The 17,872-nt window shown below is 48.4% G+C and carries 14 protein-coding genes; 4 read left to right on the forward strand and 10 right to left on the reverse strand.

What is annotated here, in order from left to right:
• Window positions 1–41: 41 nt before the first annotated feature.
• The 6 genes from OM95_RS16210 to sohB are packed head-to-tail and all read right to left on the reverse strand — an operon-like array spanning window position 42 to window position 7,013.
• Window positions 42–1,259 carry an ABC transporter permease gene (locus tag OM95_RS16210; RefSeq protein WP_041876156.1) on the reverse strand — a complete coding sequence of 406 codons (1,218 nt, stop codon included), beginning with the start codon at window positions 1,257–1,259 and terminating at the stop codon, window positions 42–44.
• 11 nt (window positions 1,260–1,270) lie between these two features.
• Window positions 1,271–2,242 carry an ABC transporter permease gene (locus OM95_RS16215; protein WP_041876159.1) on the reverse strand — a complete coding sequence of 324 codons (972 nt, stop codon included), beginning with the start codon at window positions 2,240–2,242 and terminating at the stop codon, window positions 1,271–1,273.
• Between the two features lie 50 nt (window positions 2,243–2,292).
• The gene (locus OM95_RS16220) at window positions 2,293–3,984 is read right to left on the reverse strand and encodes a peptide ABC transporter substrate-binding protein (protein ID WP_041876162.1); all 1,692 of its coding nucleotides are present in this window, start codon (window positions 3,982–3,984) and stop codon (window positions 2,293–2,295) included.
• Between the two features lie 43 nt (window positions 3,985–4,027).
• The gene (locus OM95_RS16225; RefSeq protein ID WP_041876165.1) at window positions 4,028–4,999 is read right to left on the reverse strand and encodes a dipeptide ABC transporter ATP-binding protein; all 972 of its coding nucleotides are present in this window, start codon (window positions 4,997–4,999) and stop codon (window positions 4,028–4,030) included.
• 13 nt (window positions 5,000–5,012) lie between these two features.
• The gene (locus OM95_RS16230) at window positions 5,013–5,984 is read right to left on the reverse strand and encodes an ABC transporter ATP-binding protein (RefSeq protein WP_041876166.1); all 972 of its coding nucleotides are present in this window, start codon (window positions 5,982–5,984) and stop codon (window positions 5,013–5,015) included.
• A 9-nt stretch (window positions 5,985–5,993) separates the two neighbouring features.
• Window positions 5,994–7,013: a protease SohB gene (sohB, locus tag OM95_RS16235; RefSeq protein ID WP_041876167.1), complete on the reverse strand. Its 1,020-nt coding sequence runs from the start codon at window positions 7,011–7,013 to the stop codon at window positions 5,994–5,996.
• 107 nt (window positions 7,014–7,120) lie between these two features.
• On the opposite strand from sohB, the gene OM95_RS16240 reads away from it, so the two are divergent.
• Window positions 7,121–7,870, forward strand: a complete 750-nt coding sequence (locus tag OM95_RS16240) for a hypothetical protein (RefSeq protein WP_041876170.1) — start codon at window positions 7,121–7,123, stop codon at window positions 7,868–7,870.
• Here OM95_RS16240 and OM95_RS16245 read toward each other — a convergent pair.
• The 4 genes from OM95_RS16245 to OM95_RS16265 form a co-directional block, all read right to left on the reverse strand.
• Complete coding sequence (locus OM95_RS16245; protein ID WP_291516661.1) at window positions 7,867–8,640, reverse strand: VC0807 family protein; 774 nt, start codon at window positions 8,638–8,640, stop codon at window positions 7,867–7,869. The genes OM95_RS16240 and OM95_RS16245 overlap by 4 nt on opposite strands.
• A gap of 52 nt (window positions 8,641–8,692) precedes the next feature.
• Window positions 8,693–9,025, reverse strand: coding sequence for a KH domain-containing protein (locus tag OM95_RS17455; protein WP_291516663.1), 333 nt, complete (start codon window positions 9,023–9,025; stop codon window positions 8,693–8,695).
• A 179-nt stretch (window positions 9,026–9,204) separates the two neighbouring features.
• A complete protein-coding gene (locus tag OM95_RS16260; protein WP_041876175.1) occupies window positions 9,205–10,230 on the reverse strand; it encodes a hypothetical protein in 1,026 nt (341 codons plus the stop codon).
• A gap of 2 nt (window positions 10,231–10,232) precedes the next feature.
• Window positions 10,233–11,012: a TIGR02147 family protein gene (locus OM95_RS16265; RefSeq protein WP_041876178.1), complete on the reverse strand. Its 780-nt coding sequence runs from the start codon at window positions 11,010–11,012 to the stop codon at window positions 10,233–10,235.
• Window positions 11,013–11,257: 245 nt separating this feature from the next.
• Here OM95_RS16265 and OM95_RS16270 point away from each other — a divergent pair, with 245 nt between their 5' ends.
• The 3 genes from OM95_RS16270 to OM95_RS17460 all read left to right on the forward strand — a co-directional run.
• Window positions 11,258–12,694: a hypothetical protein gene (locus tag OM95_RS16270; protein ID WP_291516665.1), complete on the forward strand. Its 1,437-nt coding sequence runs from the start codon at window positions 11,258–11,260 to the stop codon at window positions 12,692–12,694.
• Between the two features lie 27 nt (window positions 12,695–12,721).
• A complete protein-coding gene (locus OM95_RS16275; RefSeq protein WP_291516667.1) occupies window positions 12,722–14,986 on the forward strand; it encodes a discoidin domain-containing protein in 2,265 nt (754 codons plus the stop codon).
• Window positions 14,987–15,129: 143 nt separating this feature from the next.
• Window positions 15,130–17,872: Ig-like domain-containing protein (locus tag OM95_RS17460; protein WP_291516668.1), on the forward strand; the 2,743-nt coding region annotated here is incomplete at its 3' end.

Raw genomic sequence — 17,872 nt, forward strand, 5'->3', positions numbered from 1 at the left:
CTTGGTATTGAGCGGCAGCACCAGGCAAGTGGTGCAGTTTATTAACGACGGATCGCCTTAGGGTCGATAGCGTTCTGTAAGCCATCCCCCAGATAGTTGAAGCTGATGGTTGTGATCAGAATCATGACTCCCGGAAGAATGGCCAAAAAGGGAGCTTGATAAATCAGCTCTTGGGCATTGTTAAGCATGTTACCCCAACTTGGCATTGGTGGCATAATACCCAAACCTAAGAAGCTCAGTGCCGCTTCAAACAAGATGGATTCGCCGACACCCAATGTGATCGAGACCAAAATAGGGGCGATGACATTCGGAAACATATGACGAACAATGATCGTGCTGTCTTTCGCGCCCAAGGTTCTTGCGGCAAGAACGAATTCACGTTCCCGGATGGATAAAATGCTTCCGCGTACCAAACGAGCCACCGTCATCCAAGAAAAAATGCAGAGGATGATGATCATCTTAAAGACACTTTCGTTGGACGTGCTGACTAAGGCTTTCAACCAGGGAATCTTTGTCAGATCAATCGCGGCGATGACAATCAAAACCGGAATATGCGGCAAGGACAGCAACGCATCGGTGACGCGCATAAGAACAGTGTCGATAATGCCGCCATAAAATCCCGCGATACTTCCGATCAGCAGTCCCACGAGGGCCGAAGCGATGGCCACAAGAACACCGACGCCCATAGAGACACGGGTCCCATATACCAGGCGAATGAAGACATCGCGACCCAGCTCATCCGTGCCAAACAGATGGAAGGTTTCAAATTCTTTGAACAGAGAAACCAATCCGGTCGCTTCCGCCACGTTCAGAGATTCCAAGTGGCTGAGGGCTTGTTTTACATCTTGTGCGGCGAGCTCATAAAGAGCGTCGGCCTCGGCGACTTGCACCACGCCTTTTTCGACGAGGGCTTTTTGAACTTTGTCGGCGATTTCAGGGTTCGCGGTGATATAGCGTTCGATGTCTGTTTCGCGAACATCCTGACCTACCTGTGCTGTGGTCATCGGCGCAAGGTAACGGTTCCCCACGTTTTGAGCGTCAGGGTCCAAATCAGTAAGGCTTTGGATCTGATTGGCAAAGATCGCAACAAGCATAAGGAACGTGATGACCACAGCGCCAGCGACGGCCGCTTTGTGTTCCATGAACTGCGTGAGGACCATTTTCCACATGGGTTGCGCTTTTTCGATTTTGGCGCGTTCTTCCTGGGAAAGACCGGTGTCGATTTCAACTTCATTCATTGTGATTTCATTTGAACTCATCGTCTTAACCCCTATTGGTAGGAAATTCTAGGATCCGCAAATCCGTATAAGATGTCGGCAAGAAGATTCGCCAAAAGAACCATACTGACGGAAATCACAAAGGAAATCATCGCGACGTTGTAGTCGTTGCCAATGATAGAATCGTAAACCAGTTTGCCCACACCTTGGTAAGCAAAGACGGTTTCCGTTAAGATGGCTCCGGAAAAAAGACCCGAAAAACTTAAAGCTAAAATCGTAATCAACGGAATCAAAGCATTGCGGAAACCGTGTTGCCAGATCACGCGACGACGGGAAAGGCCTTTGGCGCGAGCGGTGCGGATGAAGTCATTTCTCATCGCCTCGAGCATGGCCGAACGAGTGAAACGTGAAAAACGGCCGATTTGTTGAATCGCCAAGCTTAAAACCGGTAAAACCAGATACACGGAGCGGTCCGCAAGATCTGCCCAAAAACCCAAAGGACCCGTGCCGATGGTCTGCGTGCCTCCGGCGGGAAGAAGCGGAAACTTGACCGCGAAAATAATAATGAGAACGATCGCAAGCCAGAACGAGGGAATGGAGATTCCGGCAAAGGAAAAAAGATTCACGAAGTAATCGGTTTTACTTCCTGGTTTGAGCGCCGAAATAACACCTAAAGGAATTGCGATTAACAGGGACAGCGTCAGTGACGCCAATGACAGAATGAAGGTGTTCCAAAGGCGGGGACCCATAAGCTCCTGCACGGGAACACGATAAGTGCGGCTGTAACCCAAATCACCTTGGGCAATAGAACCCACCCAGTTGGCGTATCTTTTATAGACAGGTTGATCCAGACCATAAAGGGCTTTAAGGCGAGCCACGTCTTCAGCGGTGATTTTTGGATTGGAAGCAACCATCATGTCTACGGGATCCCCGGGCATTAAGCTCATTAAGTAGAAACACACGTAGGAAAGCACAACAATCACAGCGAGTGTCTGCAAAATTCTGCGGGTGATAAACGTAGTCATGATGGTCCCTCACGCGGTTCCGCCCCTGGGGGCAGAACCTTTAATAAATCTTAGTTCATAGTCCATTCTTCTACGTTGTTTGTTTCGTAGAATTGATGACCTGACATTTTATAGTTCTTAAGGTTCTTCGGTGTCACAGAGATGTCCGAACGATAGTACAGCGGCAAAACAGGAACATCCATTGTGTAAGCTTTAAGGATGTCGTGAACTAACGCCGTTCTTTTTTGTGAATTGAACTCGACGTCCAAAGCATCTAGGTTTTTATCCACTGCGGGATTGTTCCAGCCATGGAAGTTCTGACCCGACCAACCGTTGGAGTTGTTGGGAATTGCCTTTGATGAAACTGTCGAACGAGGACTGTTTTCCGGGGATGAAACCCAGGCAAACAACGCCAAACCATCGAACTTACGCTTGGTCATGGTTTCTGCAAAGAACACACGTGCTGGTTCGTTCTTCACAAGAACTTCGATGCCCGCTTGTTTCCATTGATTTTGTAAATAAACTTGCACCAACTCACGGGTTTTATTGCCCGCTGTAGTTTGGAATACCAAAGACAAGCGTTTGCCATCTTTAGAGCGGTAACCATCGGCGCCCATTTTCCAGCCGGCTTCATCCAAAAGCTTTCCGGCTTCGCGTTTCGAATAACGATACAAAGTCACGACTTTAGGATCTGCGGTGAACCACGGATCTTTCGGAGAAACATTGTGGATGGCCACTTGTTGTTTGCCCTCGAAAAGAGCTTTCACTAGATCTTCGCGGTTGATGGAGTAAAGCAAAGCTTTACGAACACGCACGTCTTTAAGGATCGGATTGTCCAACTTAAGATCGATGTGTTCGTAAGTCACAGAAGGAACAAAGTGGACGACATAAGGAAGGCTTTCCGCTTTGGCTTTTTTCTCGAAGGCCAAAGCCTGGTCAAAATCCAGACCCAAAGTGGAAATCATGTCGATCGTGCCCGAGCGAAGATTCGCTTCCATAGTTCCCGTGTTCGGGATGAGCTTCACGATGATTTTTTTAATCTGAGGTTGTTTGCCGTAAAAATGGGGATTCGGAGCAAAAGCCACGTGCGAACCCAATTTCACTTCAGAAATCACGTAAGGACCGTTGTAAAGCCCTGGATTTGTCGCATTACGAACGTAGTTGGAGTTCTTTTCGTAGCCCTCTTTTTGTTTTCCGTATTTATCAAACACCGCTTTTTCGATGTGAGTAGGCACCGGGAAGAACTGCGCCAACTGATAGAAATCCCATTTGGCTTTGTCATATTTGAAAGTACATTTTTTGGGATTTTTCGGGTCGACGTCGATTTTTTCAACCTGAGTCCAATTTTCTTTTTCACCCACGCTGACGTTGTTGCTGGTCGCAATTGTATGAGCCGTGATGAAGTCCTGGCAGATGACGGGTTGGCCGTCGCCCCATTTTGCGCCCTCAAGAATTTCCCAAGTCGCGACGACTTTCTTTTTGCCGCCGTCTTCAACGATCTTTGCCGTGCCTTTGTCCAAAGAAGGAATTTCTTTAGCCAATTGAGCCACCCATTTGCCTTCGGGAGTGAGGATCACCAAGGAACGACCCACCAGGCGGTACATGTAAGCCGAAGCTGACATGGTCATGATAAGGGGATTCATCGTCTCGAATTCTTGAGAGATCCCGATTTTAAGCTCATTGTTTGAGGGTGCTGCCAAAGCTTGGCTTGTAAAGCCAACACCTGCCACCAGCATGAGTCCTTTCGCAAACTTGTTCAACATACGTACTCCTTGTTGATTAAAATAATTCCCCAAAAAATTATTGTTATTTTGTTGTCGTCAACCAACACGCTTTTTTGTGCGAGTCTTGTCCATCCAGCACGGGTGTCTGCGTGGCGCAGACATCCATCTTGTGCGGGCAGCGCGGATGAAATGCGCAACCTGAAGGTGGATTGATCGGGCTTGGAACTTCTCCGCTCAAAGATTTTTTCATCATCTTCTTGCCTTGCCCCACGCGGGGGATCGCACTGATCAAAGCCTGGGTGTAGGGGTGCTGAGGATTGCTGAAAAGCTCATCGCGCGAGGCGACTTCCACGATTTTTCCCAGGTACATCACGGCAATACGATCGCAAGTGTGTTCGATCACCGACAGATCGTGCGAAATGAAGATGTAGGTCAGCTTTAACTTTTCTTGCAGATCTTTCAGAAGATTTAAAATTTGCGCCTGAATGGAAACGTCCAAAGCGCTGACGGGCTCATCACAGATGATCAGTTCGGGATTCAAGGCAATCGCGCGAGCAATGCTGATCCGCTGACGTTGTCCACCCGAAAATTCATGTGGATAGCGATTTACGTGGGCTTTGCGCAAGCCGACGAGTTCAATCAATTCCAAAACTCGGGCATTGCGTTCTGCGGGTGTTCCGACATCGTGAATATCCATCGGTTGACGGATGATTTGCCCGACGGTCATGCGCGGATCCAAGGAGGCATAGGGGTCCTGGAAAATCATCTGCATGTTTTTACGTTTTTTACGAAGAGCTTCGCCTTTTAAGTTGAGAAAATCCTGGCCATCAAAGCTGATAGCGCCACCGGTGGGTTCATAAAGGCGAATCAAGGTGCGCCCTAAAGTGGATTTGCCGCAGCCGGATTCTCCGACCAGCCCTAAAGTTTCGCCTTTGCGCACGTAAAGAGAAACGTCATCAACGGCTTTCACACTGGCTACTTCACGCAACAAAAGTCCTTTGCGGATCGGGAAGTGCTTTTTAATATTCTTTGCTTCAAGAATGATCTCGTTCATGTCGGACCCCGATTTAAAGTGGATTAAAACAAGCCACCGTGTGACCCGGTTTAATTTCCATTAAAGGTGGTTTATTCGCCGTGCATTCGCCTTTGGCGCGTGTGCATCTGTTTACAAAAGGGCAGCCGCGTGGCAGGTCAAAAGGAGCAGGGACGCTGCCTTCGATCGTGTTAAGGCGACGGACTCTTTCGCCGAATTTGGGGCGCGAAGAAATCAAGGCGGCCGTGTAAGGGTGGCGCGGATTCAGGAACAGCTCCTGAGTTTCTGATTGTTCGCAAGTCTGGCCGCCGTACATCACCAGGACGCGGTCGGAAATTTCAGAAATCACACCCAAATCATGAGTGATAAACTGAACCGTCATATTGAATTTGGCTTGAAGATTTTGAATCAGCTCCAGGATTTGTGCCTGAATGGTGACGTCCAGAGCGGTCGTCGGCTCGTCGGCAATCAAAAATGTCGGGTCACAGGAAAGAGCCATAGCGATCATCGCTCTTTGTCTCATCCCGCCGGAAAGCTGATGAGGGTAGGAGTTATAGCGTTCTTCCGGAGATGGAATGCCCACCAAGCGCAGCATTTCAATGGCGCGCTCTTGCGATTCTTTGGGGGAGCATTTTTTGTGTTTCATAATTTGTTCGTCCATCTGATAGCCGATGGTTAGAACTGGATTTAACGCGGTCATGGGTTCTTGGAAGATCATGGCCATTTCGCCGCCACGCACTTCTTCCATGGCGCCTTCGGAAAGCTTTAACAGATCGCGGCCATTTAAAAGGACCTGACCTCCCGAAACCTTTCCAGGCTTTTCAATCAAACGCATCAGGGAATAAGAGGTGACGGATTTTCCGCTGCCGGATTCGCCCACAATTCCCAAGGTCTGACCTTTTTGAATGGAATAACTGATGTTATTCACCGCACGCACAGGTCCGGCATTGGTGTGAAATGTGGTTTCCAAATTTTTAACTTCAAGTACTGGAGTTTGCACCGTCACATGTCCTTCTTAAAGAAAGCGTCGTGTTTCTAGTTCTTCCAAAATAGAAAGGCTGCCTTTTTTGAAGGCCTTGCCGATAATTCCTGTGAGCTTATCACTAAAACTCTCGTGATGTTCGTATTTTACTTTAACTATTTGATGGTCTTCAGACAGGGATAACAAATAATCGTCACTGGTGCGAATTTCATCGATCAAACCTTTGGTTAAAGCCTGTTCGCCGTACCAATATTCACCAGTTGCTACCTCATTCAAATTGAGATGAGGACGGAATTTATGAACGAAGTTCTTAAATAAAACGTGAGTATCTTCAAGTTGTTCTTTAAATTTTTCCTCACCCTTGGGGGTGATTTCGCCTAAAAGGCTGACGGTGCGCTTATACTCGCCCGCGGTGTATTCTTTAAAGTCGACATCGTGTTTTTTAAGAACGCGATACAGATTAGGAACCTGAGCAACCACCCCGATAGAGCCGACGATCGCAAAGGGTGCGCACAGAATTCTATTGGCGGTGCATGACATCAGATAGCCGCCGCTGGCTGCCACTTTGTCCACGCACACGGTTAGTGGAATCTGTTTTTCACGAATGCGCAGAAGTTGAGAAGCGGCCAGTCCATAGCCATGAACGACACCACCAGGGCTTTCCACGCGCACGACCACTTCGTCTTTGGGGGTGGCAATCGTCAGAACCGCAGTGACTTCTTCGCGTAAATTTTCGACCGCCGAAGCTTTCACGTCGCCTTCGAAGTCGATCAGGAAAACTTTCTTTTCTTGGTCGCGAGATTTGTTTTCAGAAGTCTTCTTTTCTTCTTTAAGTTTTTTGCGCAAATCTTTGCGCTCACTTTTAGTTAGCGTCTGCGCTTTAAGAAGATTTTTAAAGCCTTTGTACTTTTTGTGCAGAAGTTCGACCTGGATTTCGTTCTTGTGGCCGGCCTTTGCGGCCACCATCGCAATGACTAAAATAATGGCGATAATGGCAAAAAGAATCAGAAAAGTCTGCGCTGCGAAAATACCAATGTGTTCTAATGCGTTCATGAGGCTCCTTCGAACAGGGGTTTACGTTATTCAGGAATTAGCCAAAGGTCGAGCATCTTTTTTGTTTGCTCAAAAAAAATCCCGGGCCCTGTTAAGCTGGTGGCAAGATGATCCATTCGCGCGCATTTTTTATTTGTATCGTTGTAGCTCTTTTTAGTGCCAACTCGTGGGCGCAAAAGGCTGAAATGGAACGTCTTTCTGGTTTTGCTCAGCATCAAAAAAATCTGAAACAGTTTGATCTCGCCCGCAGCAAAGGGGAACGCGCGCACCTCGAAGAAGAAGAGCAGTGGGAAAATCAAAAAGACCGGGCCCGGGAAGAATACAAGCAGACCAAAAAAAGCATCAGAATGTCTGAAGACGGACCTGAGGCGCAGGCTGATGCAGTCGCTAAAAGAAAACGCCTGGAAGATTACGAAAACTCCCGTGAAGAATATGTCGCGGAAAAATCCAAACAGAAAATTCTCGATCGACAGGCCGCTCATCTGCCCTCAGAAGCCACTGAGTTAGGTTTGGATGAGTTGCGACCTCGTTACGACTACCGCAAAAGAGCTATGTATGGCGCACAAAGTAAATTTGGTCGTCCCAGCAGCTCGCCCAGCTCAGGAAGTAGCAGCGGCGGCGGTTTTGGAAGCGGCGGTTCGTCTTTTCCACCACCACCGACGTTTGATGATTTCGGAGGCCCTGACGGCTATGTGCCTGCACCGAATATGTCAGATGATTTTGGTGATGTGCCACCACCTCCACCGCCACCTCCTCCTGGATTTGGCGATGACTTTGGGGGAGGCTTTCAAGGCGGTTCGGACTTTCCGCCACCACCACCACCACCGCCGCCCTTTGGGGACGATGGCGAATTCTAGTTTTCTTTAATGAGTTCTTCGGTAGAAAGGCCGGAGTACTCTTTGATGCCTCGCATGAGATACCAGAAAATCCCCAAAAGGAAGATAATAGAAGGAACCATGATGATCGCCATCGACCACGTGGTCATTTCTGCGATCTGATCGTTCAAAACCAAGGATTGCGCCTCGGACGACAGATTTGCGTCGATATTGATAAATATTCTGCGCGCCAACACGAAGTTACAAACGGCGCTAAAGGCAAAAGACAGGGACAACCAGATCGTCGCCTTGCGCATGTGATCGTGAAACTCGGCTTGTCGGCCGTGCTCTTTGAGACGGTCCTCGAGTAAATCCACCTTCATAATGGAAGGATTTAAAAACAGAGTTTCAATAAACGGCCTTTTCGTGAAAGCAGATCCCAGGACAAACAGGCCGACCAGAGCAGGGAAAGCCGCTTCTTTGACGGCAAACCAGAACCCGTGAAGCCCCAATAACGCAAGCCCTCCGGTGAACAGGACATTCAAAAGACCCAGGGCAGAAAAGGCGTTGGCTTTTTTGCGTTTGATTAAATCATAGGCACCATAGCCTAAGGGAAATGCCAGGGCCAAAATCAAAGCCCAAAAAGGACCAATGAATTTGCTAAGTTTATTAAGAATTAAAACGGGCAGGACGATGTTGAAAACGAGATTTAACAACCCGTTTTCTTTTGGCGGATTTTCTTGGGCAGCTTGCATCCAAGCATAGTTGTCGGCTTCCTCTGAAAAGGCAAGCTGCGCTGTGCGTAGTTCCAAAGATCTTTGGCTCGCAAGCTCCTCTTACTGCAAGGCGCAAAATACTTTTTCTCTACACGGCCTCTTCAGGGTAGTAAGGAATCTCCACGACGGAGCGAAATCCTTTGCTGGCGCTGATGCCCTGAACAATGGTTCGCACGCTCTGAATATGCTTTCCGCGAGAGCCAATGATACGCCCCAGAACTCTTTGGCTGCAATCGATGGTGTAAACCGTTGTTCTTTCCCCGCACGAATAGGTGACGCTGATGTCTTCAGGATACGGAACCATTTCTTTAATCAACTGTTCGAGAAGACATCTAAGAGATTCTCTTTGTTCTGAATTTCCGGTGGTCTCTCTAGTTACTTTTACAACAGGCACGGGTTTTAGATTTTCTTCGTTTGTCATGTTTCTATCTTTTCTGAAACAGGTGCATAAGAAAAATCATTTCTGCCTTTCCTCAACCAATTTTCGTTCCCTTCTTCGTCGTGTGGGAGCGCCGAAGGGAGCGGTGTCGCGTGACGAAAAGTGTGTCTCTTTGCTGCGACACGGGTATGAATTTCAAGGTGCCAGAGGAGGTTTCTGAGCTAGAAAGAGTGAAAGAACTCCGGCTGAGTGTATCGGGCTCCTTCAAGGTCTCCCTCTGAGGAAAAAGTCAGATCATTGAACGTGTCTAGATAAAGTCCACACCCGGGCGATTTAAAAAGCGGTTCTGAAAGAACCAGTCTTTTCACCTTTCCGGATGGTTGGAATTCCACGTAGCTATCAAACTGTCGCGTGTGCTTTTGTGGCGCGCACTCGCGAGACAACTTCACAGATCCTTGTTGCAAAGTGAAGCTTGAGTAAAGAACGGCTTTGTGAAGTTCGCCGGACGGGTAGTACTTGACGGGCGCAGGCAGTCTTTTGTTTGTAAAGGTCTGAGTGTAGGTCAGCTGAATGGCGATGCCGTTGTAGTCTCCATAGCTAAATCCGTTGAGTGCCAGTTGTTGATTCCAACTATTTTGATCGAGGTCATCCAGATGACTGAAAAGCCAGCTATTCAGATTGCGTGTGGCTGCTGCATTCTGGTGCGAGTTCTCTGGCAGTAGAGCCTCTTGGTAAATAATTTCATGCAGAAGGAGGTAGGCCTTATCTAAGGCGCTGGTTTGATCCCAGGACGCTTTATCAAAAAGATAGATCCGTTTTTCCTGTGTGCCTCCGCCAATAAAGACCGCTCCCTGGATAAGGTGACAGTGCGGCGGAATCAGGACGACGTCGCCGTCATTAGTGGGCGAAATGATCAGACCTTCCGAGAAGATTCTATTTTTCAAAAGTGTCTTGAAGGCTTGTCGATAGGCTTTCGCACGTGTTGGATTTGCGATTTCTAACTTCGTTAAAACCTGCAGAACAATTTCATTTTCATCTGCGTAACCGAGAAGGGACTTTGCGGGTGTGCGACCGTCGCGAAGAGTGCCTTCCATTCTGTCAAGGGATGCGATCGTTGGGACGGCAGAGTTTTCGGAATGGCACTGAAGTTGTAAGCCGCCATTTCCTCGTTCATGACCGGATACGATCGGAAGAGCCTTGGTATTGAGGGTTATTAACGAGAGGACGAAAATTATCGATAAACGCATGACTATTCTCCGGGGTCGCTGAGAGGGAACAACTGAATTGAAAGCTGATAGACATCTTTCTTTTCGCCCTTTTCTAAAAGGGAGGTCAGAGACCGTCTGAAATTGCGAATAAGTTTTTTCGCTTTCGGAATGTCTTTGGGATTTAGCGCAATAGTGATGCTGCTGAAATCTCTTTTTTGTATATTAACGCTGAAAAGTTTTTGTTGGGCTAATAAAAGATCCTGGGCATGGCCTGCCTGGATGAACTTATTGGGAACATCATAACCCGTGGTGGTTTGATTGTGGCTAGGGTGCCAACGACCGTCTTCCCAGAAAATCAATTGAGTGCCTTTAAGAATCTCAAGGATAGAAAATGTCTCTGGCCCGGAAAGTCCGATGGTGCTGGCGATGAAGAGCACTTGTTTTTCCACGTCCGGATGATCCTGCGTGAAATCTTTATAGCCGCTGGTTTCCAGAAAGCTCATAATGGCGCCCGGTTTCCAGGTCGAGAGCTTTTCAATTTCTGCTTCCGTAAGTTGTTTGCCGTAGCCTGGCGCTGGTTTATCAGCGCTTCCTTCTGTTAAGGTCGCGCGACGCATTTGTTCGCAGTATTGCGGAGATATCTTGAGAGCTACGCACGCTTTGTTGAGATAATAATCCGTCAAACGGCGCTTGCCCTTGAGGAGTTCTGACAGGCGTCCCGAGGGAATTCCCATCTTAATGGCAATCGATCTTAAAGAAAGTCTTGGATTATTTTTCTTTTTTTCGAGAATAATTTTTTCCAGAATTTCGTGGCTTTTCATAAGAGTTCCTTAAGACGATTGAAGTTTGTATAATTGCCGATTTTTAATTTGTCATTGGTAAATATGACACGTGTGCAAGCGATTCGCTCCCATCATACGTGTGTGTGGGAGCGCTCTATGGGAGTCGAATGAATTTCTATTTTCTCTTTGGAGAAGAGAAATGCTCCCACTGTGGAGTTATTGGGAGCGCTTTCAAAGTTCAAATACTTGAGCTGCACTTTCATCCTGACGATAGGTGGGTACTGGTGTTCGCATCAGAACTTAAGGGGGGGATGATGCTTTTTGCAAAAAAAGGCGAGATTCCAAGACATTCTTTCTTAGTGCTATTCGCGGTTCTTCTGATTTTTGGCTTTCAGAACTGTGCTCCTCAGCAGCTTCAATTTGCAGAGGTGCCGGAAGAAATCGACCTGGGTTCCACGACTCCGCCCCCGATTGATTCTAAGTCATGTTTGTTTAATGGCCAGGAAGTTAAAAATGGCGAAGCGGTGACGAGTTATTTGAACTCATCCGTGTCTTTCGGTGACACTTGTCGTGCTCAAGTTCGTCAGTGTGTCGAGGGAGTTCTATCGGGAAGTTATGAATACGCGAACTGCAGTGTGGGTAAAGAAGCCTCGTGTTTGTTCGCCGGGAGAACTATTGAGCACGGGCAGAGTATTGCGGCTTACCTAACTTCCAGCGTGGGGTATGGGCAAAATTGCACGATGCAAACCAGAACCTGTCAAAATGGCGTCCTTTCAGGAAGCTATGGTTTTAGCAGTTGTACACCTCATCAGCCTGTGGCCTGCACTTTCGATGGGAAGACGGTTCCCCACGGCGGTTCTGTGGTGGGATATGCGAGTTCAACGGTGACGTATGGGCAAAGTTGCAGCGCTCAAACCAGAATTTGTAACAACGGAACCTTGTCTGGAAATTATTCTTATGGTTCCTGCGTGCCTGGTCAGCCGACTTCTTGCATTCTTGGTGGCAAAACCATTCCTCATGGATCAAGTATCATTGCTTATGCGGCGAATGTCGTCCCTGTGGGCTCAAGTTGTCAAAGTCAGTCGCGCACTTGTAGCAGTGGCCAATTGAGCGGCTCTTATGCGAACACTGCGTGTTCCGTCGTTCCAGTCTGTGGTTCCGCTCATGGTGCGGTCTCTTTCACAGTTCCAGACTCTTCGTCTTTGTGCCGCTTTGGTGTGGCGTCGGGCATTTCAGGCGTGGGCACGCATGAGTCCCCTTGGCGTTGGAGTTGTTCTTATGCAGGGGCCTTGCATTCCTGCTCGCAGGTTCCTTGTTCGAAGATCACCGTCCGAGCGCGGGCCACCGGGGATGACTCGGTCGCCAATCCTTTCCTGACGATCCCATTTAATGGGATGTCCTTTAAGATGAACGGACAATCTGTAGTCATTGGCGGAGGTTCGACACCGTCGATTTCTCAAGCCGGTATCACGACCTATTCACAGTTAGTATCGATATTCAGCGGCGCCATAGGCGAAGTCACGGGTGGCAAAGCCGAGATGGTTCTAGGTGGCAGTTTCACCTGGGCGTCTACTCGAGGATTGCCGCTGCAAGGAACTGAAATGATTATTCAAGGGAAGAATCAAAAAGTGTCTTTTCAGGCGGGTGGATTTTGGACTTTATCGCCCACTGTTGGTGGGGGCAACGGCGGTTTTGCTTCCGACGTTGTTTGTAAAGAGTAATAGATGAACTGCTTGAAGGGGGGCGCTATGCCATTTAGTTTGTTAATCATCGCATTGGTGCCGATGTTCTTGTTTCAAAACTGCGGTGGCCATTTTCAACCTTTAGCCGATATGGCTTCCCAGGCTCAGGCGGGCAGTGACTTCTGTGGTGACGGCGGTGTTAATTGCGCAGGAGCTATACCTGTGGGCTCCTCTTGCCAATTTGATGGACAGACTTTGGCCGAAGGGCAAAGTGTGACGGCTTTTTTGAACTCTTCAGGTTCTTGTCTGTCTGAACAGAGAATATGCAGCAGCGGAATTTTGTCGGGAAGCTATCAGTATTCTTCCTGTCGTGCGAATGCAGAGCCGGCTTGTCTTTTTGGTGGAAAAACGGTCGCCAGTGGAGAAGTCATCGTCGCCTATCTAAAATCCACAGTGCCGGAAGGCGAGACTTGTTTATCGGAAAGACGCCTCTGCAAACAAGGTGTGCTCAGCGGTTCTTATGAATATTCTTCCTGCGAAACGAATACTTATCGCGCTTGTCTTTTTAACGGGGCAACGATCGCTCATGGTCAATCCGTCACGGCTTATGCAAGTTCATCGGGGTCTTGTCAGCCGCAGACCCGCACGTGCTTAAATGGCGCTCTGACGGGAGCAGGAGACTATGCGGTCTGTGTGGCTGCGCAAACGGCTCCGGCGTCGTGTTTATTCGCCGGCCGAACCGTGAATTCGGGATCTTCGGTCGTGGCTTATGCAACAAGCATGGTGGCCAATGGCGTTCCCTGTCAGTCACAGACGAGAACTTGTAGCAATGGTGTCCTTAGCGGAAGTTGGCAATTTGCAAGCTGTGTATCTGAACAGCCGGCTTCATGCCTTTTCAACGGGCAAACGATTCCCCATGGGGGCTCGCGAGTTCTCTATTTGAATTCTGCCGCGGACTCTGCGGGACGTTGTCCTACGGAAACTCGCGTGTGTTCCAATGGAGTTCTTTCGGGAACGGCCCAGCACGCAAGTTGTACGCCGAAGATCGTGTATGGACCTAAAAACAATGGAAAGTATTTTGCACACTTTTTGGTAGAGCCCCAGCAGATCGCGGAAGTGAATGGTTATTTGAATACACTGGTCGTCGCTGCAGATGAAGTCAGTCTGAAAGCGGTGGCAGACAATAATTTAAGCGCGATCGCTGTGGTTTCTTCGGCATTCTTTTACAAAGATACCCAGACGGGGAAATTTGGAATGTATTCAGATTACAAAGAGCGCTGGGCGAGAATGGTGCCGGCTCTTCAGAAATACAAATCAAGAGTCGTGGGTCTTTATCCTTTGGACGAACCTTATTGGCATGCGGTGAACACGGGGGTCTCGCTCGAGACGATGTATAACTATCTGGTGGCGGCGGCGGATCTGGTAAAAAAAGATTTTCCTGACATCGCACTTATTTATAACGAGGCGTATCCTATGGTCGTCAGTGATCTTCGTCTGCCTCCCAATTATGACATATACAGCTTCGACTGTTACGATGGTTGGGACCTTTGTGGTTTCCCGGTGCCGCAGCGGCCTCAACATGTGCGACAGCCCTATATGAGTATGTTTAATCTGGTAAAATCGAAGGTGAATGCGCTTAATAATGCGGATGGTGGTCAACGTAAAATGTTGATTCTGCCTCCGGCTTCGATCTTCAAGGATGGCATGGGCAATATGGGCATGAGTGAAGTGCAGCTTCGTCAGATCACCGACAACTTTATGAATCTGGCAGCGACGGACCCCATGGTTTGGGGAGTCGTGACTTTCCTTTGGACCTCCTTTGATGAAGGCGGCGGACGCTGGATGGGATTAAAGGATTTAAGTCAGGAAACCCGCCTTAAATTTAAATATTTCTATCAACAGTTCTCTGGCAAAGAGATCAGATTGAAACCTGTCGCCGTGACCGCGGGATCAACAGCGGGAGGTTCTTCCATCTCTTCTTTTACCGACGGGAATCTTAAATCAGTCTGGAATAGTGGTAAGAACGCGGGGAACGACACGTGGATACAAGTGGACCTGGGTAAGAATCACTGGGTGCAAGAGATTTATCTGGCGGTGGCGCAGTTACCCAATGGCGAAACCACCCATGAAATTTGGGCAGGGCCGACCGAGTCCAGTATGGTGAAGCAACATGTGTTTTCTCAGAACACCTCTGACGGGCAGATACTTCACCTGGCCAACTCGGCTTTGCAGGCACGATCAGATATTCGCTATATCAAAATCAAAACGACAAAATCTCCATCGTGGGTGGCGTGGCAAGAAATTCTTATTCATGGAACCCCGGCTCGATAGAAAAAACGAATCGCTGCAGTTGAAAGACGCTCCCAGATTGAGTTTTGGGAGCGTTTTTGTTTTTTTCCTAATATAGAGGGAACCTCAATAATCCGAAAAGATCCTGTGGGATGCAGTCGGTGTCAACAGATGGGGTTTCAGCGATGCGAGTAAAATTAAAAAAGACTTCTCAGTTGATTTTGTTGGGCTTGATGGCTGCTGCTCATTTGGGTTGTTCGATGAGCTCTCGAATCGAGAACCTTTCTGAAGAGATTCAGTCGATTCGCGTCACACAAAATCCCGGCGCTCACGCCGGCAATTTCAGTTCTTATTCGCTGAAAGGTGAATGCCCCAAAAGTCTTAAGTCTTTTCAGATATCAACCCCGGTGAAGCAAATTGTAACCTGTGAGAATGATGGTACTTGGAGTCTGGTTCTGGATCTCAGTGCGCACCCCGATGGCGCGATTGATCTTGTGACGGATCAAAAAGATTCAGGCACGGGACAATCGATTCAATTTAGAATTTACAAAGATACGGTGGCCCCCAATGTGCAAATATATTCGACGGAACCATCGCCGACAAACTCGATGAGTATTCCGGTGACGGTGGCCTTCGATGAGCCCGTCGCGGGGCTGACCGTGACGGACTTCCTAGTTACCAATGGGATCGTTTCTTTGCTGACCGGCGCGGGCAGTAATTATATCGCCTACGTGACACCCAATTCTTCAGGAACAGTGACTGTGAGTTTGGGCGCAGGAGTTGCCAACGACCTGGTGGGAAATCCGAATCTTGCAGCGCCGGTGGCGGTGACTATCGATTATGATGGGGATCGGCCTTCCGTTCTTTTGAGTTCTCTTGAGACAAATCCAACGAATATCAATTCAATCACCGTGGACGTGGTGTTTAGCGAAAACGTGAGTGGACTGAGTTTAAGTGATTTTACAGTTAGCGGTGCCACCGCTTCCACTTTAAATGGCAGTGGTTCTGTTTATGAATTGCTTTTAAGTGCCACAGTTTCTGGTGCGATACAAGTTCAACTTCCTGCAAGCCGCGCGGAAGATGTGGTCGGAAATGAAAATTTAGCGTCGAATGTTTTTTCGATTACCTATGATAATCACAACCCGACACCGACTTTAAGTTCCGCGATATCTAGCCCCACCAACGTCGTCTTGATACCCGTAGTTGTCAACTTTGATAGAACCGTGACTGGTTTTTCCGCAGCGGATTTAGCGGTCAGCAATGCCACTGTTTCTGATTTTTCTGGAAGCGGAAGTCAATACACGTTCAATCTGACGCCTCAAGCAGAGGGACTGGTGCAGGTTGAAGTTCCTGCGAACGTCAGTCAAAGTGCGGTGGGTTTGAACAATGTGGCTTCCACTGCTTTAACCCTGCTTGTGGATACAACACCCGGAACCTTACTGGTGTCATCGCCGACGCCAGCAATAGGAAACGCTTCGCAGAGTTTTCAATGGTCTTTAACTTATTCCGATTATCACGTTATTACCTTAACCACTGCCGATGTCAGTCTTGTATATACCGGCACGGTGTCCTGTGCGAACAAAGCAATATCCGGAGGCGGAGCCATTAAAAGTGTGACGGTCAGCAACTGTACCGGGGATGGTACGGTTGAAATTGATATTGCCGCAGGTTCAGCCGCCGATGAGGCGGGAAATGATTTTGCAGCTCATACCACTTCAGATGCGGCGACTGTGACTAATACTCCTCCGGCGATTGCTTTTTCTGAACCAAGTCCTGCGACAGGTGATGAATCCACAGAGTTTATCTGGACAGTCACTTATTCAGATGCAAACAGCATCAGTCTTTCTTTGGCGGATATCACGGTGAATGGTGATACGGAAGGATGCACAAAAAGTCTTGTATCCACAGGAACTGACACCCGCGAGATCCACGTCCAAGGTTGTCAGAGTGCTGGAGGTATTTCCTTATCCATAGCTGCGGGGACAGCCTTAGGATATGGCGGCAGCGCCTTGGCGACCGAGCCCTCGGCGGCGGCAATTTTAACAAATCAAGTCTTGGCGACGATGTCGCAAATATCCAGCAGCGTCGATAAAAATCCCACGGGCACAAGCGCGCAGTCTTTTTTATTTTCTTTAGATAAGCCTTTTTATCGAGACGTGACAGTGAACTATGAATTCGTGAGTTCAAAAAGCACCGCTGTAAGCCCTACGAATCACAATCTGCAAAAAGGATCTGTGATTATTCCAGCGGGTCAAACGAATGCTTCGATCGATTACACCTATCAGGATGGGGCGACGACCGGCTCCAAGATTGTTCAAGTGGCATTAACCGGAACGTCGGAAAAGGTCGTGGGCATCAAAGATCAGATCTCGCGCAGGATGATTCAGGACCCGGTTGCACAGGACGTGGTTTATAGTGAAGTTTCATTGGGAAATGGGCTTACTTGTGCCGTCAGATCAAATGGGGATCTTTATTGTTTAAGTTCTAATAATAGCTATGGGCAGCTTGGTAATAATACGCTGACGCCTTCATATCGGTTGCAGTCCGTGGGGAATGGATTTGCGAAGGTGGGCGCGGGGGAATTTCATGCCTGCGCGATTAAAGGCGATGCCAGCTTGTGGTGTTGGGGATTTAATACCTATGGACAGGTGGGCGATGCCAGCAATGTGAATAAATCAGTGCCGACCCTAGTTGGCACTAACTTCGCACAAGTCAGCGGTGGTTTCTATTATACCTGTGCGATTTCAAATGACGACGATCTATATTGCTGGGGTGATAACGGGAGTGGACAGTTTGGAAACAACACAACCACAAGCAGCAACGTCCCGGTTTTGATCGGTGCTGGTTATTCCTTCGTTGACGCCGGATCTGAACATACCTGTGCCATTACCACGGGGGGAGATCTTCGTTGTTGGGGGCACAATAACT

Origin of the sequence: Bdellovibrio sp. ArHS, assembly GCF_000786105.1 — a bacterium.
GTDB lineage: Bacteria > Bdellovibrionota > Bdellovibrionia > Bdellovibrionales > Bdellovibrionaceae > Bdellovibrio.

What these genes read in the sequence shown, in the direction of transcription:
- OM95_RS16210 (WP_041876156.1), bottom strand. Translation starts at nt 1,259, where the DNA reads ATGAGTTCAAATGAAATCACAATGAATGAAGTTGAAATCGACACCGGT.
- OM95_RS16215 (WP_041876159.1), bottom strand. Translation starts at nt 2,242, where the DNA reads ATGACTACGTTTATCACCCGCAGAATTTTGCAGACACTCGCTGTGATT.
- OM95_RS16220 (WP_041876162.1), bottom strand. Translation starts at nt 3,984, where the DNA reads ATGTTGAACAAGTTTGCGAAAGGACTCATGCTGGTGGCAGGTGTTGGC.
- OM95_RS16225 (WP_041876165.1), bottom strand. Translation starts at nt 4,999, where the DNA reads ATGAACGAGATCATTCTTGAAGCAAAGAATATTAAAAAGCACTTCCCG.
- sohB (WP_041876167.1), bottom strand. Translation starts at nt 7,013, where the DNA reads ATGAACGCATTAGAACACATTGGTATTTTCGCAGCGCAGACTTTTCTG.
- OM95_RS16240 (WP_041876170.1), top strand. Translation starts at nt 7,121, where the DNA reads ATGATCCATTCGCGCGCATTTTTTATTTGTATCGTTGTAGCTCTTTTT.
- OM95_RS17455 (WP_291516663.1), bottom strand. Translation starts at nt 9,025, where the DNA reads ATGACAAACGAAGAAAATCTAAAACCCGTGCCTGTTGTAAAAGTAACT.
- OM95_RS16260 (WP_041876175.1), bottom strand. Translation starts at nt 10,230, where the DNA reads ATGCGTTTATCGATAATTTTCGTCCTCTCGTTAATAACCCTCAATACC.
- OM95_RS16265 (WP_041876178.1), bottom strand. Translation starts at nt 11,012, where the DNA reads ATGAAAAGCCACGAAATTCTGGAAAAAATTATTCTCGAAAAAAAGAAA.
- OM95_RS16275 (WP_291516667.1), top strand. Translation starts at nt 12,722, where the DNA reads ATGCCATTTAGTTTGTTAATCATCGCATTGGTGCCGATGTTCTTGTTT.